This window comes from Alphaproteobacteria bacterium (assembly GCA_037200005.1).
Lineage (GTDB): Bacteria > Pseudomonadota > Alphaproteobacteria > UBA9219 > RFNS01 > JBBCGY01.
Window position 1 is genome coordinate 1,227,168 of sequence record JBBCGY010000001.1, and the last position, 21,004, is coordinate 1,248,171.

21 protein-coding genes are annotated in these 21,004 nt (G+C 61.0%); 12 read left to right on the forward strand and 9 right to left on the reverse strand.

Going from position 1 to position 21,004, the window contains the following annotated elements; genetic code table 11:
* Nucleotide 1 precedes the first annotated feature (1 nt).
* Nucleotides 2-751, reverse strand: coding sequence for a DUF4852 domain-containing protein (locus WDO70_06400; protein MEJ0062826.1), 750 nt, complete (start codon nucleotides 749-751; stop codon nucleotides 2-4).
* The gene (gene mutY / locus WDO70_06405; GenBank protein ID MEJ0062827.1) at nucleotides 748-1,833 is read right to left on the reverse strand and encodes an A/G-specific adenine glycosylase; all 1,086 of its coding nucleotides are present in this window, start codon (nucleotides 1,831-1,833) and stop codon (nucleotides 748-750) included. The genes WDO70_06400 and mutY overlap by 4 nt, the downstream gene beginning before the upstream one ends.
* On the opposite strand from mutY, the gene WDO70_06410 reads away from it, so the two are divergent.
* From WDO70_06410 to WDO70_06430, 5 genes are all read left to right on the forward strand, one after another.
* A complete protein-coding gene (locus tag WDO70_06410; GenBank protein MEJ0062828.1) occupies nucleotides 1,832-2,341 on the forward strand; it encodes a DciA family protein in 510 nt (169 codons plus the stop codon). The two genes, mutY and WDO70_06410, sit on opposite strands and share 2 nt — an antisense overlap.
* Before the next feature lie 115 nt (nucleotides 2,342-2,456).
* Nucleotides 2,457-3,068 (forward strand): DsbA family protein, encoded by a 612-nt coding sequence (locus tag WDO70_06415; GenBank protein MEJ0062829.1) that lies wholly within the window; start codon nucleotides 2,457-2,459, stop codon nucleotides 3,066-3,068.
* Entirely contained in the window at nucleotides 3,068-6,556 is a 3,489-nt protein-coding gene (gene smc, locus WDO70_06420; GenBank protein ID MEJ0062830.1) for a chromosome segregation protein SMC, read from the forward strand. Before WDO70_06415 ends, smc begins: the two co-directional genes overlap by 1 nt.
* A gap of 86 nt (nucleotides 6,557-6,642) precedes the next feature.
* Nucleotides 6,643-7,101, forward strand: a complete 459-nt coding sequence (locus WDO70_06425; protein MEJ0062831.1) for a Rap1a/Tai family immunity protein — start codon at nucleotides 6,643-6,645, stop codon at nucleotides 7,099-7,101.
* Between the two features lies 1 nt (nucleotide 7,102).
* On the forward strand, nucleotides 7,103-7,432 hold the full coding sequence (locus WDO70_06430) for a Rap1a/Tai family immunity protein (protein ID MEJ0062832.1): 330 nt from the start codon (nucleotides 7,103-7,105) through the stop codon (nucleotides 7,430-7,432).
* A 7-nt stretch (nucleotides 7,433-7,439) separates the two neighbouring features.
* Here the strand turns inward: WDO70_06430 and gmk are convergent, their stop codons facing one another.
* A complete protein-coding gene (gmk, locus tag WDO70_06435; GenBank protein MEJ0062833.1) occupies nucleotides 7,440-8,090 on the reverse strand; it encodes a guanylate kinase in 651 nt (216 codons plus the stop codon).
* A 55-nt stretch (nucleotides 8,091-8,145) separates the two neighbouring features.
* Here gmk and WDO70_06440 point away from each other — a divergent pair, with 55 nt between their 5' ends.
* Together WDO70_06440 and ndk are read left to right on the forward strand one after the other, a co-directional pair.
* Nucleotides 8,146-8,907 (forward strand): SDR family NAD(P)-dependent oxidoreductase, encoded by a 762-nt coding sequence (locus tag WDO70_06440; GenBank protein MEJ0062834.1) that lies wholly within the window; start codon nucleotides 8,146-8,148, stop codon nucleotides 8,905-8,907.
* A 67-nt stretch (nucleotides 8,908-8,974) separates the two neighbouring features.
* The gene (gene ndk, locus WDO70_06445) at nucleotides 8,975-9,397 is read left to right on the forward strand and encodes a nucleoside-diphosphate kinase (GenBank protein ID MEJ0062835.1); all 423 of its coding nucleotides are present in this window, start codon (nucleotides 8,975-8,977) and stop codon (nucleotides 9,395-9,397) included.
* A 7-nt stretch (nucleotides 9,398-9,404) separates the two neighbouring features.
* Here the strand turns inward: ndk and WDO70_06450 are convergent, their stop codons facing one another.
* The 6 genes from WDO70_06450 to WDO70_06475 all read right to left on the reverse strand — a co-directional run bounded on the left by WDO70_06450 (nucleotide 9,405) and on the right by WDO70_06475 (nucleotide 15,471).
* Entirely contained in the window at nucleotides 9,405-10,253 is an 849-nt protein-coding gene (locus tag WDO70_06450) for a hypothetical protein (GenBank protein MEJ0062836.1), read from the reverse strand.
* 75 nt (nucleotides 10,254-10,328) lie between these two features.
* Nucleotides 10,329-11,681: a ribosome biogenesis GTPase Der gene (gene der, locus WDO70_06455; GenBank protein ID MEJ0062837.1), complete on the reverse strand. Its 1,353-nt coding sequence runs from the start codon at nucleotides 11,679-11,681 to the stop codon at nucleotides 10,329-10,331.
* Complete coding sequence (locus WDO70_06460) at nucleotides 11,678-13,024, reverse strand: PQQ-binding-like beta-propeller repeat protein (GenBank protein ID MEJ0062838.1); 1,347 nt, start codon at nucleotides 13,022-13,024, stop codon at nucleotides 11,678-11,680. Before WDO70_06460 ends, der begins: the two co-directional genes overlap by 4 nt.
* 3 nt (nucleotides 13,025-13,027) lie before the next feature.
* A complete protein-coding gene (locus WDO70_06465) occupies nucleotides 13,028-13,678 on the reverse strand; it encodes a tetratricopeptide repeat protein (GenBank protein MEJ0062839.1) in 651 nt (216 codons plus the stop codon).
* 89 nt (nucleotides 13,679-13,767) lie between these two features.
* Nucleotides 13,768-14,652: an ROK family protein gene (locus WDO70_06470; GenBank protein ID MEJ0062840.1), complete on the reverse strand. Its 885-nt coding sequence runs from the start codon at nucleotides 14,650-14,652 to the stop codon at nucleotides 13,768-13,770.
* Nucleotides 14,653-14,721: 69 nt separating this feature from the next.
* Entirely contained in the window at nucleotides 14,722-15,471 is a 750-nt protein-coding gene (locus WDO70_06475; protein ID MEJ0062841.1) for a PEP-CTERM/exosortase system-associated acyltransferase, read from the reverse strand.
* Nucleotides 15,472-15,842: 371 nt separating this feature from the next.
* On the opposite strand from WDO70_06475, the gene fliF reads away from it, so the two are divergent.
* The 5 genes from fliF to WDO70_06500 are packed head-to-tail and all read left to right on the forward strand — an operon-like array spanning nucleotide 15,843 to nucleotide 20,962.
* Nucleotides 15,843-17,507, forward strand: a complete 1,665-nt coding sequence (fliF, locus tag WDO70_06480) for a flagellar basal-body MS-ring/collar protein FliF (protein MEJ0062842.1) — start codon at nucleotides 15,843-15,845, stop codon at nucleotides 17,505-17,507.
* Between the two features lie 17 nt (nucleotides 17,508-17,524).
* The gene (fliG, locus tag WDO70_06485) at nucleotides 17,525-18,547 is read left to right on the forward strand and encodes a flagellar motor switch protein FliG (GenBank protein ID MEJ0062843.1); all 1,023 of its coding nucleotides are present in this window, start codon (nucleotides 17,525-17,527) and stop codon (nucleotides 18,545-18,547) included.
* A 2-nt stretch (nucleotides 18,548-18,549) separates the two neighbouring features.
* The gene (locus tag WDO70_06490; protein ID MEJ0062844.1) at nucleotides 18,550-19,242 is read left to right on the forward strand and encodes a FliH/SctL family protein; all 693 of its coding nucleotides are present in this window, start codon (nucleotides 18,550-18,552) and stop codon (nucleotides 19,240-19,242) included.
* Between the two features lie 12 nt (nucleotides 19,243-19,254).
* Nucleotides 19,255-19,581, forward strand: a complete 327-nt coding sequence (fliN, locus tag WDO70_06495) for a flagellar motor switch protein FliN (protein ID MEJ0062845.1) — start codon at nucleotides 19,255-19,257, stop codon at nucleotides 19,579-19,581.
* A 7-nt stretch (nucleotides 19,582-19,588) separates the two neighbouring features.
* The gene (locus WDO70_06500) at nucleotides 19,589-20,962 is read left to right on the forward strand and encodes a sigma-54 dependent transcriptional regulator (GenBank protein ID MEJ0062846.1); all 1,374 of its coding nucleotides are present in this window, start codon (nucleotides 19,589-19,591) and stop codon (nucleotides 20,960-20,962) included.
* The last annotated feature ends 42 nt before the right edge of the window (nucleotides 20,963-21,004 follow it).

Here is a 21,004-nt window from a genome sequence, read left to right on the forward strand (position 1 = left end):
GCTACGGCTTGTAGACGTATATGCGTTTGGTCATCGCCTTATCCTCGAAAAACTCGACGGACTCCAGTTTGGCGTCGATTTTTAAATCGGAAATCCGGCTGACTCTGCTGGTCTTGTCATACCATTTGTCGGCCAAGCTGTAATCGATGGGTATTCTATCGATATAAACCAGCCGCAGATTGAATTTCGCCATGATCTGGCGATCGACGTTACCGTTTTGAGTCAAGCGGGCCAGCAAAGCGCTGGCGTCCGCCTCATCCATGACAAAGCCGGGAATATTGATCTGAGCATCGACCACCGCCTCGTAATTCATCGGCAGCATTTTAATGGTGGTGCCGCATACCGTTCTGGGCGCCTCGACTAGAAGAAAGGAGTTCACGCCCCTGATCCCTCCCTGCCCCAAAGCCAATCGGAATATTTTATTGTTGAAGTCATACCGATCCAGACTAATCAACCCCTTGGCATAAAAATTGGTCGGATAAGTCACCAATTCTTCCTTGATCTTGGCCCTCAAGCCATCACGAATTTTGTGCCACTTGAAATCATCGCCGCCGAAGGTGGTGTATAAATCGCATTCGGCGATCTTGGCATAATCGTCGATAACCACATCCGTATCGAGGTCGAGAGCGCCGAAACGCAGCATCGCCTGGAGCATTCTGGGCAAGGTCGGCTCAAGAAATTCTCCCGCCGATGCGGCAAGCGGCCATGACAATGCCAAGACCATTATCATGACGCTTAAAATTTTCTTCATCCTGCTTCTCCCCTCGCCTCGGCCCAAACGATTACTTTTTTCATGATGCTCGGCATGGCCAACCGCGCCATCTTCGTCCGGTCGGCCCACATGCCGTCAGCACCAGCCATCGCTCCCCGAGCGACCGCGACTTTAATATATAGATCGAAATGAGTAAAAGTATGACGAATTTCGCCAGGTAATAATCGCCAATTCGCTCGACCGGGCGCGACACTCCGGACAGAAGCCAATTCAGGCATGGGCTGCTCGAGCCAGGGAGACGACGGTATTTCCATCATGCCGCCCAACAAGCCGTCAGGCGGACGCCGCCTGACCCAGACCCGCCCCTGCCGGTCCATGAGCCAAAACATGATGGCGCGCCGAACCGGTTTAACCTTTCTTTTACCTTGGACCGGGAAGCGATCCACCTCGCCCGCCGCATAAGCGCCGCAGGATTTCCGCCAGGGACAAGCTTGGCAGTTCGGATTGCGCGGCTTGCAGACAGTCGCGCCCAAATCCATCAACGCCTGGGCATAATCTCCATGGCGAGCGGACGGCAGCAATTCAGCGGCCTTGTTCCTGATCTCCGCCTTCATCTTTTGAATCGGCTGCGAAAGCCTATAGAGACGCGCCATGATCCGATCGACATTGCCATCGATCACGTTCGCGCGCTTGCCGAAAGCGATCGCCGCAATGGCCGCAGAGGTATAAGCGCCGATCCCCGGCAGACGGCGCAGCGCCGCTTCATCCGCGGGAAATTTTCCACCGTATTCGCTGACGACGATCCGGGCGCATTCATGGAGCAGCCGCGCGCGGCGGTAATAACCCAGCCCTGCCCAGGCGGTCATGACATCGTCGATATCCGCCGCCGCCAGATCATGAATGGACGGCCATCGGGCCGTGAATTCGCGGTAATAACGGCCCACCGTCGGCACAGTCGTCTGCTGCAGCATGATCTCCGACAGCCAGACATGATATGGATCGGGCCTCTTTCCCGGCTTGGCCCGCCAGGGCAGGTCGCGGCGATGGCGGTCGTACCAGCGCAGCAGGCTCCTTGCGTCCGGAGCCGGGAGAAGAGAATTTTTGACTTTAGCTTTAGGCATGATCACATTGGACTTTATGGTTTATATTCCTCGACCGCTCGCCACCCCCATTCATGCCATAGCCAAGCAGGCGCTTGGCAAGGACTGGCAGCTTTACGGCATTCTCCTGACCCACTGGAGGGACATTGTCGGCGAGTCCTGGGCCGATATGGCGACTCCGGTCAAATTGAACTTTCCGACTATACCGCAAAACCAGGGGCAAAACGGAAAGCAACGCCTCCAAAACGGCGTCCTGACGATCCGGCTGCCCCGCGGCCTGGCGCTGGAAGCTCAATATCAGCATTCCAGGATTATCGACAGGATCAACAATTTTTTCGGCAGCGCGACCATTTCCCGCCTCATTTTCACTCATGCGACCGATCCGGCCCCCCTCGCCGCCTCGCCGCCAGCGCCCCTTTCCGCAGAAGCCAGGAAGAAAATCGCCGCCAAACTGGCCCCGGTTTCCGCGCCTGAAATCCGGGATGCGCTGCAAAATCTGGCGGAGAGCATGGAGAAATCTCGAGGATAAATTCTATATTCGGTTGAGTGCCTCCCCCGACTCGGATAAGCTCATAGAATCAGTGGCAAACGGGGCGTATGCGATGTCGTTACGATACTGGATGGGTTGTGTCTTATTGAGCGTTATGGCGCTGGGGCTAACGATTGCCGCGCCTGCTCATGCCGACCGGGCCGACGAAGCGGCGGCCCTGCCCGACCGCGTTCTGGGCAATCCCGACGCGCCCGTAACGATTATCGAATATGCCTCGCTGACCTGCGAGCATTGCGCCCATTTCCAAAAGGAAACCCTGGAGCAGCTCAAGGCCAATTATATCGCCACCGGCAAGGCCAAATTGATTTTCCGGGATTATCCGCTGGACGGCGTCGCGCTTCGCGTCGCGGCGATCGCGCGCTGCATGCCGGAAGACAACTACCATGCCTTCATCGGCATTCTGTTCAAAAGCCAGGACCAATGGCGGCAGGGACTCGATGTCGATACGATCATCAAGGCTGTTTCGCAATATGCCAAACTGGGAGGCCTGAACGATGCCGATGCCGCCGCGTGCTCGACCAGCGACAAACTGATGGACGCCATCGTCGCCGGACGCACGAAAGCCACCGAGGATTACGGCATTCAGGCGACGCCGACCTTTATCATCAATGACGGCGCGGATAAAATATCGGGCGCGCAGGATTACAAAGCTTTCGCTACCATCATCGACCGCACCCTGACGAAGATTAAAGCCAAAGGACCATAATGTTACATTTTACCCAACTTAGATTGCACGGATTCAAGTCTTTCGTCGAGCGCACGGAACTCGACATCGGCCCCGGCATGACCGGCATTGTCGGCCCGAATGGCTGCGGCAAATCGAATCTGGTCGAAGCCCTGCGCTGGGTCATGGGCGAAACTTCCGCCAAACGCATGCGCGGCAGCGAAATGAATGACGTCATCTTCGGCGGCACGGCACTGCGTCCGGGACGCAACGTGGCCGAAGTCTCGCTGGTGCTGGACAACAGCAAGCGCGGCGCGACGGCGGAATTCAACGATGCCGATACGCTGGAGATCACGCGCCAGATCGAGCGCGACGCCGGATCGGACTATCGCGTCAACAGCCGCCCGGTGCGGCAGCGCGACGTTCAGCTGCTGTTCGCCGATCTCGCCACGGGGGCGCACGCCACCAGCCTGGTCAGCCAGGGACAAATCGACGCGCTGATCCGGGCCAAGCCGCAGGATCGGCGGCAGATCCTCGAAGAAGCTTCCGGCACGGCAGGGCTGCAGGCCCGGCGGCATGAAGCCGAACTGAAGCTCAAAGCCGCCGAGCAAAACCTGACCCGCGTCGATGACGTGCTGAACGCGCTCGACGCGCAATTGCGCGGCTTGAAAACCCAGGTGCGGCAAGCTTCGCGTTACCGGAATCTCGCGGATCATATCCGGCGCGCCGAAGCGGCGCTGGCGCATTTGCGCTGGGTCGCGGGGCAACAGCAATCCTCGAACAGCCGCGAAGCCCTGACGGCCGCCGAAGCCGCCGTCAATGAGTTTCTGGCCATCGTCACGCGCGGCGCGGCGGAACGGACCCAGGCGGCGGCCGAATTGCCGCCCTTGCGCCAGGCCGAAGCGGCGGCGGCGGCGGTCGTCCAGCGCCTGATCCTGGCGCGGGAACAGGTGGAAGCGGAACTGCGGCAAGTCGCGCAGGAAACCGCGCGGCAGGAAGAACGCCGCGCCCAGGCGATCCAGGATCGCGTCCGCGAAGAACATCTGCGCGAGGACGCGCTGGCCGCCACGGCCAAGCTCGACACCGAGAATGCCGAATTGGAAGCGCGGCTGGAAGCCATCGCCGTCGAACTGCCCGCCGCGAACGCGGCGCTCGACGAAGCCACGGCGGCGGTCGAAGGGCTTGACGGGCTTTTGGGCACGCTTACGCAGAATATCGCCGAATACGAAACCAAACATGCGGCGCTGACCCGCCGGATCGCCGAACTCGAAGACCGCCGGGCAAAGTTTCAGGAACGGCGCGAGGAATTCGTGCGGCAGCGCGCGGCGCTGACGGCGGAGAACGCGTCCCGTCCCGATCTAGCGCTGGCGCTGGCGATGATCGACGCCTGCGAGCAGGAAATGGAAAAGCGCCAGGCATCGGTGGCGCATTCCGAAACCGAGCAAAGCACGGCGGAAGAGCGACATAAGGCCGATCTTGAAATCCGGCGCGACGCCGACGCCAAGCTTACGAAATCGAAGGCGGAGGCCGAAGCGATCCGCACGGTGATGCGCGACGCGGCGGATGAGCAGATCCTCGATCTGGTCGAAGTCGCGCCCGGCCTTGAAACCGCGCTGGTCGCCGCGCTCGGCGAAGCTCTTGCCGCGCCGCTCGACGAGCGCGCCGCGACGCATTGGCTCGTGCTTCCTCCCATGGAAAACGCTCCTCCCCTGCCGCATGGAGCCGAGCCGCTTACCGGCCACATCAAGGCTCCGCAAGCGCTGGATCGGGCGCTGACGCAAATCGGCCTCGTGCAGAATGCGGAAATCGGGCGGCGGATGGTCGAACTGCTCGCGCCCGGACAAATACTGGTCAGCCGCGACGGCTGGGCCTGGCGCTGGGACGGCTTTACCGTCACGCCTACGGCCCCCACGGCGGCAGCCGTGCGATTGCAGCAGCGCAACCGCCTGACCGCGCTGCAAACCGAAATCGCCGAAGCCGAAGCCGCCTTCGGCGCGGCCCAGACGGCGGCACAGGAATCCGGACGGATTTTCACCGAACGCCAGCAGCAGGCCTCGACGGCGCGCCAGGCGCTGCAGCAAGCCTATGCCGCCCTGGACGACGCGCGGCGGCATCATGCCCGCCATGCCGAAGCGGCGGCGGCGGCCCAATCGAAACTGACGGCGCTGGATGACGCGCTGTCGCATCTGGACCAGGATGACGCGGCGCTGGCGGAACAAGCCGGGCAGGCGCAAACGGAAATCACCGCGCTGCCCGATACGGCTTCCATGCGGCGGGAGCAGGAGAATCTTCGGCTTCAGCTGGCGGAAAAGCGGCAGGCGCAGATCGAACGGCGAAGCAAGCGCGACCATGCGGCGCGCGAGCAGGAAAGCGCGGCAGCACGGCAGAAACACATCGCCGGCGAAAGCGCCGGCTGGCGAAACCGCACCGAAAGCGCGGCGGCGCAAATTCAGACTTTGGCGGAACGCATCGGCGAACTGGACTCCAGTCTCGCGTCGCTGCGGGACAGGCCGGTGGAGCTCGATGCCAAGCGCGGCGAACTGCTGACGCAAGGCGGCGAAGCCGAAGCCGCGCGCCGCGATGCCGCGGACGCCCTGATCGCGGCTGAAAATCATCTGGCCGCCATCGAACAGCAACTGAAGCGCGACGAAACCGCCCTCACCGAAGCGCGCGAAAATCGCGTGCGCGCCGAAGGAGCGGTCGAGGCCGCCGACGAGCATCTTCGGGTGCTGGCGGCAGGAATCGCCGAGAAACTTAGCTGCGCGCCCGAAGGCGCGCTGGAACTCGCCGAACTCGAGGCCGATGCCCCCTTGCCGGAGCAGAGCGGACTTGAACAGCAGCTCGCCCGCCATGTCCGGGAGCGCGACAATATGGGGCCGGTCAATCTGCGCGCCGAGATCGAAGCCGAAACGGTCGAAGCGGACATGACGAAGCTCCAGACCGAAAAAGACGATCTGGTGGCCGCGATCGCCAAACTGCGCCAGGCCATCGGCCAATTGAACAAGGAGGCCCGCGACCGGCTGATCGAAGCGTTCCAGAAAGTCGACGAGCGGTTCCAGGTCTTGTTCAAGCGCCTGTTCAACGGCGGCAGGGCGCATCTCCAGCTCATCGACGATGAAGACCCGCTCAATGCGGGATTGGAAATCTTCGCCTCGCCGCCGGGCAAGAAACTGCAAATCCTGTCGCTGCTGTCGGGCGGAGAGCGATCCCTGACCGCCCTTGCGCTGCTGTTCGCGGTGTTCCAGACGAACCCTTCGCCGATCTGCGTGCTGGACGAAGCCGAGGCCGCGCTGGACGAAAGCAATATCGACCGTTTCTGCTCGCTGGTCGCCGATATCGCCAGGGAAACCTCGACCCGCTTCCTCATCATCACGCACCAGCGCATGACGATGGCGCGCATGGATCGCCTGTTCGGCGTGACGATGAGCGAAAAAGGCGTCTCGCAGCTGGTTTCGGTCGATCTGAACCAGGCCGAAGCCATCCGCGACGGCGAGATCCCCCACGATCTGACGCTGGCGGCGGCGGAGTAATTAATCCCTGCCTTTATGAAAAGGTAATCAATTTTTAGCAGACTGCTGACGTCGCTTTCAAAAGAGGTAGTGCGGTGACTAAAAACATGTTTGCCATCCTGGCCATAACCACGTTTCTACTTATTCCGGCAGCCGCTCGGGCTGAAGTTCCGCCCGATCCCCCGCCCCCGGCCGCAGCCCCGCCTTTCACATGCCTGGAACTGCTGCGCCGATGCACCGCCTTCAACGCCACGGCTGTCGAGCGCCAATATTGCTACGGATTCATTTATGGCGGACTGGGGCAATTTGGGCCGGCCAGCCATGTCTGCGCGCCGCCCGACGTGCAAACCGAGCAACTGATCCAAGGCATCATTACCTATACCCATCAGGCGCCGACCACATTGAACGACAATGCGGAAATCTGCGTTTATGAAGGCATGAAGCTGACATACCCATGCGCGGTCCAGACTCAGGAGCCGGTGGCCACGGACGCGCTCGAAGAAAAAAAGAAAAAGCAGAGGGATCTGGAAGAAAGCATTATCCAACAGCTCAAGAAGAGAAAATAAGATGAAAAAACTTCTTATTCCCGCCGCTGTTCTGGCGACACTTTTTTCCGCTCCCGCCCCCGCTTCGGCGACGTCTTATACCTGCATGGATTTGGCCAATCGCTGCGCCTCCAAGGTCGAAACCGACAAGCAATTTTGCCTCGCCTATCTCACGGGGGCCATCAAACAGCTGCTGCCGGTCGATGGGGTGTGCCCTTTCGAAGGCGTGCCGGTCGAGCAATTGCAAAGACTGTACATCAAATGGGCAATCGAGAATCAGGGCAGGCTGAATGAACCGGCAGGCATATGCACGCTCGCCACTTTTACGTCTAATTTCCCCTGCGGACGATAAAATTCCCTCAATAACCTTCCTGCACCGACTTCACGAATTCCGACAATCCCACCTGCCGCCTGCGTTTCAGGCGTTCGCTGCTGAGGATCGCCAGGACTTTTTGCACGCTGTCGTCCAGGTCGCGATTGACGATGACGTAATCATATTCCGCCCAATGCGTCATCTCGTCCTCGGCTTTGGCCATGCGGCGGGCGATTTCCTCCGGGCTGTCCTGCGCCCTGCCATGCAGGCGGCGCTCCAGCTCGCGCCATGACGGCGGAAGAATGAAAACGCTGACGAGATCGTCCCGCGCCTTCTCCGCAAGCTGCTGCGTGCCCTGCCAGTCGATATCGAACATCACGTCTCTTCCGGCAGCCAGATTCTGCTCCACGGCCGGGCGCGGCGTGCCGTAGTAATTGCCGAACACTTTGGCATGCTCGAGCAATTCGCCGCGATTGATCATCAGGTTGAATTCGGTCGGCTCGACAAAATAATAATGCGTGCCGTTCAATTCTCCCGGCCGCCTGGGCCGGGTCGTCACGGAAATAGAGAGCGCCAGATTCCCGTCGAGTTCCAGCAAGCGGCGCGAGATCGTGGTCTTGCCCGCGCCCGAAGGCGATGACAGCACCAGCATCAGCCCCCGCCGCTTGATGTCGTTCAATGCATATCCGTCTGACATGGACGATAATTTCTGTTAGAAAAGTTGAGATTGTTATAATAGGTTTTCGATTCTCATGCAAAATCCCCGTCACATAGCCATTACCGGCGCTTCAAGCGGCCTGGGCGCCGCCCTCGCCGACGCCTATGCCGCGCCGGGCGTCACTTTATCGCTGCATGGACGCGATGCCGCCCGGCTAGGCAAAACCGCCGACGCCGCCCGCGCCAAGGGCGCGGAAATCATGACCGATCTTGGCGATATCACCGACGGAAACGCCGTCGCCTCATGGCTGCATGAATGCGACATGGCGAAACCCATCGATTTGCTGATCGCGAATGCCGGAATCTCGGCGGGCACGGGCAGCGGCGGCGAAGACGCCGCCCAAGCCGCGAGGATTTTCGCGGTCAATGTCGGCGGCGTCGTCAATACCGTGCAGGCCATGATCCCGAATATGACCGTCAGAAGGCGCGGGCAGATCGCCATCATGGCTTCGCTGGCCGGTTTTCGCGGCCTGCCAAGCGCGCCGGCCTATTCGGCCAGCAAAGCCGCCGTCCGGGTCTATGGCGAAGCTCTGCGGGGAGATTTGGCGGAGCATCATATCGGAGTCAGCGTCATCTGCCCCGGCTACATCGCCACGCCGATGACGGCGGTTAACAAGTTCCCGATGCCGTTTCTGATGACACCGGAGCGCGCCGCCGCGATCATCAAAAAGGGGCTTGCGCGCAATCGCTCGCGCATCGCCTTCCCGTTGCCCCTTTATGCGGCGGTATGGCTGCTCGCGGCGCTGCCGCCCTGCGCCACGGACGGGTTCATGGCGAAACTGCCCAAAAAGCCGTGACGGCTTGCCATGGAGGAAATCGCCGTCTATAACCCCGCCACGTAATGAATTTATGGAGCGAGAATCAATGGCGGTCGAACAAACTTTTTCCATCCTGAAGCCCGATGCCACGCGCCGGAACCTGACCGGCAAGATTAACGCCCTGCTCGAGGAAGCCGGGCTGCGCATCGTCGCGCAGAAACGCATCCAGATGAGCCGCGCCCAGGTGGAAGGGTTTTACGCGATTCACAGCGCCCGGCCTTTCTTCAAAGACCTGTGCGACTTCATGATCTCCGGCCCGGTCGTCGTGCAAGTGCTGGAAGGCGAGAATGCCGTGGCCAAGAATCGCGAAGTCATGGGCGCGACCAATCCGGCCAATGCCGCTCCCGGCACGATCCGCAAGGAATTCGCCGAAAGCATCGAAGCCAATTCGGTGCATGGCTCGGACAGCGCGGAAAACGCCAAAACCGAGATCGCGTTTTTCTTCAAGCCGGACGAGATCGTCAGGTAAGCTGGCCTTACGGACGCAACAGCAAAAACAGCCCGCCGAAGATGCAAGCGATGCCGATGGAACGCGCCGCCAAAGTGCGGTCGGCTTTTGCCTTATTGAAATGGCGCGGCAAGATATGACCCAGCATTATTCCGCCGAGCAGGCCGAATAGCGGCTGCAGCCCGCTGCATAAATTGACGTGAAAAGCCGACGGCGCGCTCGCCATCGCCACAACGAGCGAAGCCTGCGCGGCGACGCTGAACCCTTGCTCGAAGACGCAAAGGCCGATGACGCGGCCCCCGGAGGCGCGAAAAGACCGGATGGCGGATTGCCTGTTGGATGCGCCCGCCAAGCCGCCGACGCCGAACACCATTCGCGTCGTCAGCAACCAGAATAAAACCTTGTACCACGGCCATCCCTGCGCCAAAGCGTGGATTCCGACCATATATCCGGCGACCAGCATGGACCCCAGCATCGTCAGCACAAAAGGCCTGACGGGAAATGCCCGCATTTCATAATCCCAGATGCAGCCGACGGCGCCGAGCACGATAATTCCGCCCGCCAAAATATCGCCGGATGCAACCTTATCGCCGAACAGGAGATAACCGATTAAAAGCGTCATGAACGGGATGATCTGATAGACGGGAATGACGGCGCTTATATCCTTGTCTCGAATGGCCGCGCTGTAAGGGAATAGCGAGGCCACATACAGCGCTCCGACCAGCATCATCGACAGGGCGGAAGCCGGAGCGACATCGAAAACATCGGGCGCGGCTATCGCGATAGCGGCCAGCCAGAACACGCTGCACAGGGCGCTGACATACACATAAGTTTGCGACCGCGCCGGGAAATACCGGCGCAGGATATATTGATCCACATAATTGCATCCGACCCAAAACAAAGGCGCGGCCAAGGCGGGAACGAACCAGGGCAGCTCACTTATCATAAGGGCTCATTTATCATAGGGATTGTCGCCCTTTTTCATCTGCCAGCGGATCGGCACGCCGCGCAGGTCGAACGCTTCGCGCAGATGGTTGGTGAGATAGCGCAGATAGGCGTCGGGCAGATCGTCGAGCTTATTGCCCCATAGCGCGAACGTCGGCGGGCGGCTTTTGAATTGGGTCATATAGCGCAGCTTGATGCGCCGCCCGGTGACCATCGGCGGCGGATGATTTTCGGTCAGATGCTTGAGCCAGCGGTTGAGCGCGGGCGTGCCCGCGCGCCGGTTCCAAGTTTCGTAGGTCGCCGTCACGGCCTTCATCAGATCGTTGAGGCCGGTCTTGCGCGAAGCGGACATCGGCACCACCGCCACGCCCGCGAGCTGCGCCAGAACGTGATCGAGCCGATGCCGCGTTTGCTTGAGATAGGCGGCGCGGTCTTTCTCGCCGATCAAGTCCCACTTGTTGACGGCGATGACGAGCGCGCGGCCTTCCTCCGCCACATGCTCGGCGATGGTCATATCCTGCTTTTCCAGCGCCTGCGTCGCGTCGGCGACCAGCACGACGACATGAGCCAGCCTTATCGCGCGCAGCGTTTCCTGCACGCTCATTTTCTCGAGCTTCTCCTCCACCCGCGCGCGCTTGCGCATGCCGGCGGTATCGACCAGCCGCACCGCCTTGCCGTTATGCTCCCAGGCGATATGCACCGCGTCGCGCGTCAGGCCCGGTTCCGGGCCGGTCAGCATGCGCTCCTCGCCGACCAGCGCGTTGACCAGCGTGGATTTTCCGGCATTGGGCCGCCCGACGATGGCGAGATGCAGGGATTTTTCGGCATCTTCATCCTCTTCTTCTTCGTGGACGATAAACGCATCTTTCGGCGCGAGCGCCTTCAGCCGATCGTAAACCTCGCCGAGGCCGATGGCATGGGCGGCGGAAAAAGCGATCGGCTCGCCGCAATTAAGCGCATAGCTCTCGGTAAAGGCGGCGGGATGCCGCTGGTTATCACATTTATTGACGGCGAGAATGACCGGCTTGCCGGATTTATGCAGCAGTCGGGCAAGCTGCCTATCGTCAGGCAGCAATCCGGCGCGCCCGTCGAGCATGAACAGCGCGACATCCGCCTGCGCCAGCGATCGCATCGTCTGTTTCCACATCCGCGCCGAGAGCGTGTCCGGCGCGCCTTCCTCGTAACCGGCAGTGTCGATAAGATCGAACGCGATATCGTCGAGCCGCGCAGGAGCGATCCGCCAGTCCCGCGTCACGCCCGGCGTGTCGTCGATCAGCGCGAGCTTCTTCCCGGCCAGCCGGTTGAACAAGGTCGATTTACCGACATTGGGCCGCCCGATAATGGCGACGGTGAAGCTCATCGAAACGCCACCAGATCCCCGCCGTCGGTGACGACATAAAGCGTGCCGCCCGCGACCACCGGCGGAATCATGCTGGGATCGGGCAGGTCATGCTCGGCCAGATCCTTGCCGTCCACCGGAGAAAACTCATCCAGCTTTCCGTGCGAGCTGACGGCAAACAGCCTCCCGCCCGCCAAGACGGGGCCGGTCCATATGATCGGAGACGAGTTGTGATCTTCGGGATCGGTAAGGTCGGGCAAATCCCGGGTCCATATGACCTTGCCGTTATCGCGCCGCATGGCGAGAAGCTTATGATTGCCGCCGATCAGGAACACCGCATTGCCCGCGACGGCAGGCGTATTGATTCCTCCCACATCGACATCCCAGGCTCTTTCCCCGGTGCGTAACACCAGCGCCACGGTCTCGCCGTTCTGGCCGCTGACGAAGACGCCGCCGCGCTCGGCGACCGGAAAACCGTGGATCGCCGACATGGCGGGCAACGATCCCGCCGCTGCCGGCGCGGTCAGAAGATCGCTCCACGCCATGCGCCCGTTCTGGACGCGCAGCGCGAAAATCTCTCCCGAACCGTAGGCGACGATGACGCTATCGCCCAGAACGGCGGGACTGGGCGAGCCCATCAGCGTCGCCGGTTCGTTGATGCCGTTATGGCGCCATAATACGGTGCCGTTATGGGCGTCGAGCGCGACGGCCTCGTTGGCGATAGTGACGACGAAAACGCGGCCATCGCTTACGGTCGGCGCGGCGCGCAAGGGATGGTTCAGACTCCGCCGCCACGCCACCTGGCCGTCTTTGGCCGACAGCGCGACCACTTCGCCATGGCCCGTCGCCGCGAAGATCGTATCGTCCGCGTAGGCGATGCCGCCGCCGACGGCATCGGCGTCGCTGTCTTCAGGGGCGGTATCCGAACGCCATATCCGCTCGCCTTCTCGCGTATCGAACGCCGACACGCGCCCGCGGGCGTCCATGGCATAAACATGATCTCCCGCGACGATAGGCCGCGCCACGATGCGTAAAGCGCCGCCGGAGCCTTTGCCGATATCCGACCGCCAGGCCTTCTCGATCTTCGCGCCCAAAGCGGGATGTCCCGGCATATTGCCGCTGGCGCCGCCCGGCTGAAGCCAATCGCGGTTGGAGACGACTTCCGGCAGCTTGATCCAATCCCCGCTTGTCCCGGCATCGGTCTTCAACTGATGCGAAATCGCCATGACCGCTTCGCGCTTGCCCGGCGTCGAGCCTATGCCCTTCTTATCTTTTTCGTTGGAAAACACGGAATCGAACGTCTCGCAGGCGCCAAGCGCCAAGACCAGGCCGGCAAGCGCGGCAATACGATAAAGTTTTTTCATCGGCTAACCTTGGGTCGCGTAATACCGGGCAAGGTCATGCGCTTCTTCGCGCAGGCCGTCCGGAATCTCGGCTTCGGCCTCGAGCGCCTGGAAAATCTCCCGCGCTTTGGCATTGTCGCCGTTCTTGCCGTACAGCAAGCCCAGCAGGGTGCGAGCCGTAAAGCGCCACGGCTGCTGATCGGCGATCAGCGGCGTCAATTTCTGGCGCAGGGCGACGGCATCGCCGGTATCGAGTTGCGCCTCGACCCATAATAACGCCGCGTATTGCCGGATATATTCCGGCGCGCCTTCTTCCCGCGTCAGGCCATCGAGAATCGTCAAAGCTTTCGGCGCCTGTCCCGCATCGAGATAGGCGCGCGCCGCAGCTATTTTGGCCAGGACCGCATGGCCGGTGCCTGGAAATTCACCAGCATAGGCCGCGAACGCTTCCGCCTTTTCCTCGTCCTTTTGATCGATTCTGGAAATGATGGCATTCAGGCCGACCGAACGGCTGACGTCTCCCTGAAGCCGGTGTCCATTCCACGCCGAATAGGAAGCCGTGCCGATCAGCAGCGCGGCAATCGCAATAATGATAGGCTTGTTATATTTGTTCCAAAGCACGAGCATCCGCTCGCGCTCAAGCTCTTCATCGATTTCACGGAGAAGATCGGTCATAGGAATTCCTGCCCTGGTTCATGTCAGACAGGCAATTTAGGGCCGAAACGGCGCGGCGTCGAGGGGGGATTTATAATGGCCGTAGCGGCCTAAAGCCACGCCGCGCCGCGAACGCCGCTGTCGGCGCCGTAGAGAGCGGGCAGGATCGCGGTCTTGATCTCCTTGACGTAACTATAGCGCGGCAAACGGGCTTTAATCGCCTCGCATAGTCCCGGCAGCGTACATAACCCGCCGCCGATGACGATGACGTCGGGATCGATGAGATGCAGGATCGTGGAAAATCCTTTTGCCGCCAATTCGTAGAAATGATCCAGAGTGGCCCGCGCCGCCGGATCGCCCGCAACCGCCCGTTCGACGACCAATGGCGGCAAAAGCTCTTCTCCGGTGCAATGCCGGTGCAGCCGCGCCAGTCCCGGACCGGACACGAACATCTCGGTACAGCCCTTCAGGCCGCAAAAGCATTGCAGCACAGGCCCGTCCTCCGGCGCATGGAAGGGCAAAGGCACATGCCCCCAGCCGCCGCCGATGCCATGCGGGCCAAGAACGAGCTTTCGATCCACGGCCTGCACGCCGCCAGCGCCGGTGCCCATGATGACTCCGAAGACATGGCTATAAGACGCGCCCGCGCCGTCGGCGGCTTCCGACATGACGAAGCATTCCGCGTCATTGGCGATTTTCACCGGACGCCCCAGCGCGGCGGCAAGATCGGCGGCCACCGGGCGATGCGTCAGATACGCGACCTTGCAGACCCCAACCACGCCCTGCCGATGATCGACGACGCCCGGGAATCCCACGCCGACTGAGCAACGGGCGCCAGCCGCCCTATCCAATTCCTCAACAATATCCTTTATCTCATTCAGAAATAACGAGTAATCACCCGGCATTAACGCGTGCCGTTTGCCCGCGACGCTTCCGTCAGGGGCAAGCAAAATGGCGGCAATTTTTGTGCCGCCGATATCGAGACCGATGCGCATCAGATGACGGAAACAGATGTCAGAGGAGAAGATTTATAGACGCATCCTCGCGGTCTGTCATCCGCCGCCTTATCCGAACCGCCCGCTATCCGTAATGTAATACCAGATTTCCGGCCGTTCGGTCTTGATGCGGCGCAGAAGGCTTTCGACTTTGGCGTAACAGGGCTGGCGCAGGCCATGGCATTCGACCAGGCCGCCGACGGGAGCGAAATGAAAGCCTAGCCCCTCGAACATTTTCAGCAGCGCCGGTTCGGCCAGAGCCGCGACATGGGTAACGCCCCTCCCCTGAATGAATTCGAGCGCCACGCGCATGAGGCCGAGCGCCATATGCGGAATGCGCCGCTGATTGTCGCCCGCGAGCCACTCGCTCACCTCGCCGTAATAGCCGTCGTTCCAGCGGCGGCGAAAATCCCTGGCGACGATGAAGCGCGACAGCTCGACCGCCGCCCTCATATCGATGTCGTCATGAAGCTGCGGCGCGCGCGCGAAAACGGGCAGCGTCACGCCCGCGTCGGGAAAAATGACCCGCATGGTGGCGACGAGGCTGTTATCGGGACGGTAGCGCAATACGGCATGCATGGCATGGGCGTCAAATTCATCGCTTTCCATATGATCGGGATAGGCTTTCGCTTTCAGTATTTGCCGCTCGTCGCACAGCACGCGGTAGCGCAGGCGAAATGCCTCATTCAGCATCGGCCCGGGAAGCGCGGGCATGGCATCGAAATACTGGTGATAATGATCGGCCAATTCCTGCGGCGCGGAATGCCGGGGAAGAAGCGGTTTGCGGCCGCGCCGCTTGGTTTGGGCTTCTGTCGCCATGTTTATCACCTGCTAGAAAATGATTCGCTTCATCAATAATCCTTTCATCATGCCTCGCATAAATTAACGCGCGGTTTTTTGTGTCTCGCATTTGCCGCGCTATCGATTCAGTTTTCGTTTGAGTTTCGTCTCATTTTCCGCCGCGGATGCGAGCCGCCCGTTAAAAAAACGCTAATATTCCGGGTGCCGGAGCCGCGCGCGCGCCACAGGGAAAAAATTTCCGCCTTTGCCGTTCAACCAGGCATTTTTTGCCGGTTATCTTAATCACATCTTCATAAAATTCTCGCCATTCTTGGTTAATCGCGCGGCTTAACAGCGCGTTCAGACTCAAGATTTATAAAACAGGGGCGGTCTCATTAAGGAGCGGCGACGTGGATAATTTCTTTCAGACTTTAAAAAATCTCGGCCCGCTGCGCATGGCCGCTATCGGCATCGTGGGCGTCGCCCTGCTCGGCTTTTTCACCTTCATGACCTCGCGGATGACATCGGCGCAGATGTCGCTGCTCTACAGCGATCTCGACAGCCAGGACGCATCGGCCATCGGCAAAAAACTCGAAGGCATGAAAATCCCCTTCGACATTTCGCCCGACGGCAAATCGATCAAAGTGGCGAGCGACATGGTCGGACGGGCGAGAATGGCCGCCGCCGGAGAAGGGCTGCCGCGCGGCGGCTCCATCGGCTACGAAATTTTCGACCAGAAGGAAGGCTTCGGCACCACCAGCTTCGTTCAGAACATCAATCATCTGCGCGCGCTCGAAGGCGAGCTGGCGCGCACGATCTCGACGCTCAATTCCGTCACCTCGGCGCGGGTTCACCTGGTGCTGCCGCAGCGCGAACTGTTCAGCCGCACCGAGACTAACGCGACCGCCAGTGTTTTCCTGCGTTTGCGCTCCGGCGGCCTGTCGCAGGCCCAGATCGCCGCGATCCAGAATCTCATCGCCGCCGCCGTGCCGCAATTGCATACCGACCAGATTTCGATCGTGGACGACAAGGGCAATTTGCTCGCCAAGCCGAAAACCGGCGAGGACGCGGGGCTGATGGGCGCCGCCAACCAAGACGAAATGCGTCTCAATTATGAACAGACTCAGGCGCGCAAGATTGAAGACTTGCTGAGCCAGAGCATGGGATTCGGCAAGGTCCGCGCCAAAGTCTCGGCGGAAATGGACTTCGACCGCATCACGACGCAATCGGAAATCTACGATCCCGACAGCCAGGTCGTAAGATCGCAGCAAACCACGTCCGAGGAAGCCAAGAACGCAGAAGGCGCGGGCGGAAGCAACGCCGTGACGGTGCAGAATAATCTCCCCGCCGGAATCGAGCAGAGCGGCGCGCCCGGCGCGAGCAATAACTCGAACAACCGCACCGAGGAAACGCTCAATTACGAAATCAACAAAACCGTGCGCAACCAGGTACGCGAAGCCGGGCAAGTGCGGCGGCTGTCCGTGGCCGTCGTGGTGGACGGCAAATACGAAACCGACAAGGACGGCAAGCAGACCTATGTGCCGCGCACCACGGAAGAAATGGACCAGGTCAAGGCGCTAGTGCGTTCGGCGGTCACGTTCGAAGCCTCGCGCGGCGATACGATCGAGGTGGTCAACATGAAATTCCAGCAGGCCGAAGCGCCGCCGGAACAGCCTTTGATCGACATGATGTTCGGCGTGCCGAAGGAAGATTTATTCCATCTGGTCGAAATCCTGGTCATGGCGGGCATCGGCGTCCTTGTGCTGCTCCTGGTGGTCAGGCCCCTGCTCAACCGCGTTCTGGAAGCCGCCAACACCATGGGCGCCAGCGCCAATGCGGAAGGCGGCAATGCCGCTCTGACCGGCGGCGGCATGGCGCAACTCGCCGGCCCGGGAGGCAGCTTGAGCCCCATGGACGAGGGCGGCGACAGCGCGCTCGAGCAAATGATCGACATCGGCCGCGTCGAAGGCCGCGTCAAGGCGTCGTCGCTGCGCAAGATCGGCGAGATTATCGAGAAACATCCGGAAGAATCCGTATCGATCCTGCGCAATTGGATCTACCAGGAAACCCGTTAAACTGAGGCAAGAGAAATATGGCTGTTCGCGTTCGTGACGACATTCGCGGCCTGAGCGGGGCGGAAAAAGCCGCCATCGTCATCCTGTCGCTGGGCGAGGAGCAGGCTGCGCGGATTTTCTCGCATATGAACGATGACGAGATCAAGGAACTGTCCCAGGTGATGGCCAATCTCGGCAATGTCAGTTCCAACCTCGTCGAGCGGCTGTTCGTGGAATTCGCCGAGCAAATGTCCTCGACCGGGTCGCTGTCGGGCACGCTCGAATCCACCGAGAGGCTGCTGATGAAGGTTCTGGACAAGAGCCGCGTCAGCAACATCATGGAAGACATACGCGGCCCGGCCGGTCGCACGATGTGGGACAAGCTCGCCAACGTCAACGAGGCCATGCTGGCCAGCTATCTCAAGAACGAATATCCCCAGACCGTGGCCGTCGTGGTTTCGAAGATCACGCCCGAACATGCCGCCCGCGTTCTCTCGCAGCTTCCGGAAAATTTCTCCATGGAAGTGGTCAACCGGATGCTCAGCATGGAATCGGTGCAGAAAGACGTGCTTGACGATATCGAGCGCACGCTGCGCAACGAATTCATGAGCAATCTCGCCCGCACCAACCGCCGCGATCCGCATGAAATCATGGCCGAAATCTTCAACAATCTCGACCGCGCCAGCGAAGCGAAGTTCCTCACGGCCCTGGAAGAGCGCAACCGCGACGCCTCGGAGAAGATCAAGGCCCTGATGTTCACGTTCGAGGATTTGGGCAAGCTCAAAGGTCCAGCCGTCCAGGCGATGCTGCGCGTCGCCGACAAGACGAAGCTGCCGACGGCGCTCAAGGGCGCGTCGGAAACCATGCGCGACCTGTTCTTCAGCAATATGTCGGAACGCGCCGCCAAGCTGCTGCGCGAAGACATGCAGGCGCTCGGCCCGGTCCGCATCCGCGATGTCGAGGAAAGCCAGCAGCATCTGGTGCAGGTCGCCAAAGACCTCGCGGCGAAAGGCGAAATCGTCATCAGCAAGGATGAAGAAGAAGACGAGATGTTGTACTGACCATGACCACACCTCAGCCACCCACCCGGCAGAAATTCCTTTTCGACCGTTCCTTCGACGGGCTGCAGCCCGACGACGCGGGCGCGCAGAAAATAGAGCCGACCTTCTCGCAGGCGCAGCTGGACGAAGCCAGGCAGGCCGCTTACGCCGAAGGCCATGCCGCCGCCGAGCAAGCCTCCATCAAGACCCAGACGGCGGCCGTCCTGACGGCGGCGCAGCAAATCGAACGGCATCTGGAACGCCTGCTCGATCAGGCGGCCAAGGACAGCGCGGAACAGAAAGCCGATATCATGGCTATCGCCCTGACCATCGCGCACAAGCTTTTGCCGGACTTCGCGGCGCAGCACGGCTTCGGTGAAATTCAGTCGCTGGTCAACCGGGCGCTGGAGGCCATGGCGCGCGAGCCGCGTCTGGTGATCCGGGTGCATGACGAGCTGCTCGACTCGCTGAAAATCGCGCTTGAATCCATCACGACGCGCCACGCCTATGCCGGAAAGATCGTTCTGCTCGCCGACGACATGCTGGGACACTACGATTGCAAGATCGAATGGGCGGATGGCGGCATGGAACGCGACGCCAATCTCATCTGGCAGGAAATCGACCGCGCCGTCGCGCAAGCTAAAGGAACGGCCACGGCAAGCTCCGGCGCGCCCTCGGCCACTGTTCCGGAATCCACCACTGATGTTGCTGTTTAGGAGTGAAAGACCATGACGAATAACGACCCCTTAACGCTAAGCGAGCTTGAAGGCCAGGCTGTCGAACAGCCGCAACAAGCCGCGCCCGTCGCCACGGTGGAAGACCTTGGCGCGGTCTACGGCATCCCGGTGCAGGTGTCCGCCGTCCTCGGCAAAGCGGAAATGCCGGTCAGCCATTTGCTCAAGCTGGGCCGCGGCGCGGTGATCGAGCTTGATCGCAAGGTCGGCGAAGCCGTCGACATCTACGTCAACAACCGTCTCGTCGCGCGCGGCGAGGTGGTGGTGGTCGAAGACCGCCTGGGCATTACCATGACGGAAATCATCAAGACGGAGCAGTAGAAACATCATGCGGTTATTGATCGTCGGTCATTTGGAAGGCTATATCACCGAAGCGGGGCGCATCGCCGTCAGCCGCGGGGCCAAGGTCGCCCATATCCACGACGTCGAGCCGGCGCTTGCCGCGCTGCGCGGCGGCCAGGGCGCCGATCTGGTCATGTGCGACATCAAGCTGGATATCGCGACCTTGATCACCAGCCTGAGAACCGAGCGGATTACCGTCCCGGTCGTCGCCTGCGGCATCGGCACCGACGCCAGCGCCGCCGTTCGCGCCATCCGCGCGGGCGCCAAGGAATATGTGCCCCTGCCTCCCGACGCCGACCTGATCGCCGCCGTTCTCGAAGCCGTGGCCGAGGAAAACAACGCCATCATCGCCCGCGACCCGGCCATGAGGCCCGCCATCGAGCTCGCCGAAAAAATCGCCCCCAGCGACGCCTCCGTCCTCATTACCGGCGAAAGCGGAACCGGCAAGGAAGTCATGGCGCGGCTGATCCACCGCAAGAGCAAGCGGGCGCATCATAATTTCGTGTCGGTCAATTGCGCCGCCATTCCCGACAATCTGCTGGAATCCGAACTGTTCGGCCATGAAAAGGGAGCCTTCACCGGCGCCGTGGCGCGCCGGATCGGCAAATTCGAGGAGGCCAACGGCGGCACACTGCTGCTCGACGAAATCAGCGAAATGGATTTGCGCCTGCAGGCCAAGCTGCTGCGCGCCGTTCAGGAGCGCGAGATCGACCGCGTCGGCGGCACGCAGCCGGTGAAAATCGATATCCGCCTGCTGGCCACGTCCAACCGCAATCTGGAAGCCGAGGTCAAGGCCAAGCGGTTCCGGGAGGATTTGTATTACCGCCTGAACGTCGTGAATCTCGCGCTGCCTGCCTTGCGGGAGCGTCCGGGCGACATTCCGCTGCTGGCGGAGCATTTTGCCGAGAAATATTCCAAGACCAACGGCGTGGCTTCCCGGCCTCTTACCCCCGCGACGATCAATCTTCTGGTCGGCCACCACTGGCGCGGCAATGTCCGCGAACTGGAAAATACCATGCACCGCGCCGTGTTGCTGGCGCGGGGCAACGAGATCGGGCCGGAAGCGATCATGCTCTCCGGGCAGGATATGGCGCCCGACCATGTATCCCCCGCCGCCATAGCGGCCCAGCTTACCGGACGGTCGCAAGGCGGCCCCGCCGGATCGCAGGTGGGACGCACGGTCGCCGACGTCGAACGCGATCTCATCATCGATACGTTGCAGCATACGCTCGGCAATCGCACGCATGCCGCCAATATTCTCGGCATTTCGATCCGCACCTTGCGCAACAAGCTCAAGCAATATTCCGAAGACGGCGTGCCGGTTCCCGCGGCGGGTGAAGCCGAGCGGGCCATCTCATGATCGAGACGACCGGAACCAATCTGGCCGTTGCCGGAGGTTCGG

What these genes read in the sequence shown, in the direction of transcription:
- WDO70_06460 (MEJ0062838.1), bottom strand. Translation starts at nt 13,024, where the DNA reads ATGAAAAAACTTTATCGTATTGCCGCGCTTGCCGGCCTGGTCTTGGCG.
- ndk (MEJ0062835.1), top strand. Translation starts at nt 8,975, where the DNA reads ATGGCGGTCGAACAAACTTTTTCCATCCTGAAGCCCGATGCCACGCGC.
- WDO70_06400 (MEJ0062826.1), bottom strand. Translation starts at nt 751, where the DNA reads ATGAAGAAAATTTTAAGCGTCATGATAATGGTCTTGGCATTGTCATGG.
- gmk (MEJ0062833.1), bottom strand. Translation starts at nt 8,090, where the DNA reads ATGTCAGACGGATATGCATTGAACGACATCAAGCGGCGGGGGCTGATG.
- WDO70_06415 (MEJ0062829.1), top strand. Translation starts at nt 2,457, where the DNA reads ATGGCGCTGGGGCTAACGATTGCCGCGCCTGCTCATGCCGACCGGGCC.
- mutY (MEJ0062827.1), bottom strand. Translation starts at nt 1,833, where the DNA reads ATGCCTAAAGCTAAAGTCAAAAATTCTCTTCTCCCGGCTCCGGACGCA.
- fliG (MEJ0062843.1), top strand. Translation starts at nt 17,525, where the DNA reads ATGGCTGTTCGCGTTCGTGACGACATTCGCGGCCTGAGCGGGGCGGAA.
- WDO70_06425 (MEJ0062831.1), top strand. Translation starts at nt 6,643, where the DNA reads ATGTTTGCCATCCTGGCCATAACCACGTTTCTACTTATTCCGGCAGCC.
- WDO70_06475 (MEJ0062841.1), bottom strand. Translation starts at nt 15,471, where the DNA reads ATGGCGACAGAAGCCCAAACCAAGCGGCGCGGCCGCAAACCGCTTCTT.
- fliN (MEJ0062845.1), top strand. Translation starts at nt 19,255, where the DNA reads ATGACGAATAACGACCCCTTAACGCTAAGCGAGCTTGAAGGCCAGGCT.
- WDO70_06500 (MEJ0062846.1), top strand. Translation starts at nt 19,589, where the DNA reads ATGCGGTTATTGATCGTCGGTCATTTGGAAGGCTATATCACCGAAGCG.
- WDO70_06465 (MEJ0062839.1), bottom strand. Translation starts at nt 13,678, where the DNA reads ATGACCGATCTTCTCCGTGAAATCGATGAAGAGCTTGAGCGCGAGCGG.
- WDO70_06410 (MEJ0062828.1), top strand. Translation starts at nt 1,832, where the DNA reads ATGATCACATTGGACTTTATGGTTTATATTCCTCGACCGCTCGCCACC.
- WDO70_06490 (MEJ0062844.1), top strand. Translation starts at nt 18,550, where the DNA reads ATGACCACACCTCAGCCACCCACCCGGCAGAAATTCCTTTTCGACCGT.
- WDO70_06430 (MEJ0062832.1), top strand. Translation starts at nt 7,103, where the DNA reads ATGAAAAAACTTCTTATTCCCGCCGCTGTTCTGGCGACACTTTTTTCC.
- WDO70_06440 (MEJ0062834.1), top strand. Translation starts at nt 8,146, where the DNA reads ATGCAAAATCCCCGTCACATAGCCATTACCGGCGCTTCAAGCGGCCTG.
- der (MEJ0062837.1), bottom strand. Translation starts at nt 11,681, where the DNA reads ATGAGCTTCACCGTCGCCATTATCGGGCGGCCCAATGTCGGTAAATCG.
- WDO70_06470 (MEJ0062840.1), bottom strand. Translation starts at nt 14,652, where the DNA reads ATGCGCATCGGTCTCGATATCGGCGGCACAAAAATTGCCGCCATTTTG.
- smc (MEJ0062830.1), top strand. Translation starts at nt 3,068, where the DNA reads ATGTTACATTTTACCCAACTTAGATTGCACGGATTCAAGTCTTTCGTC.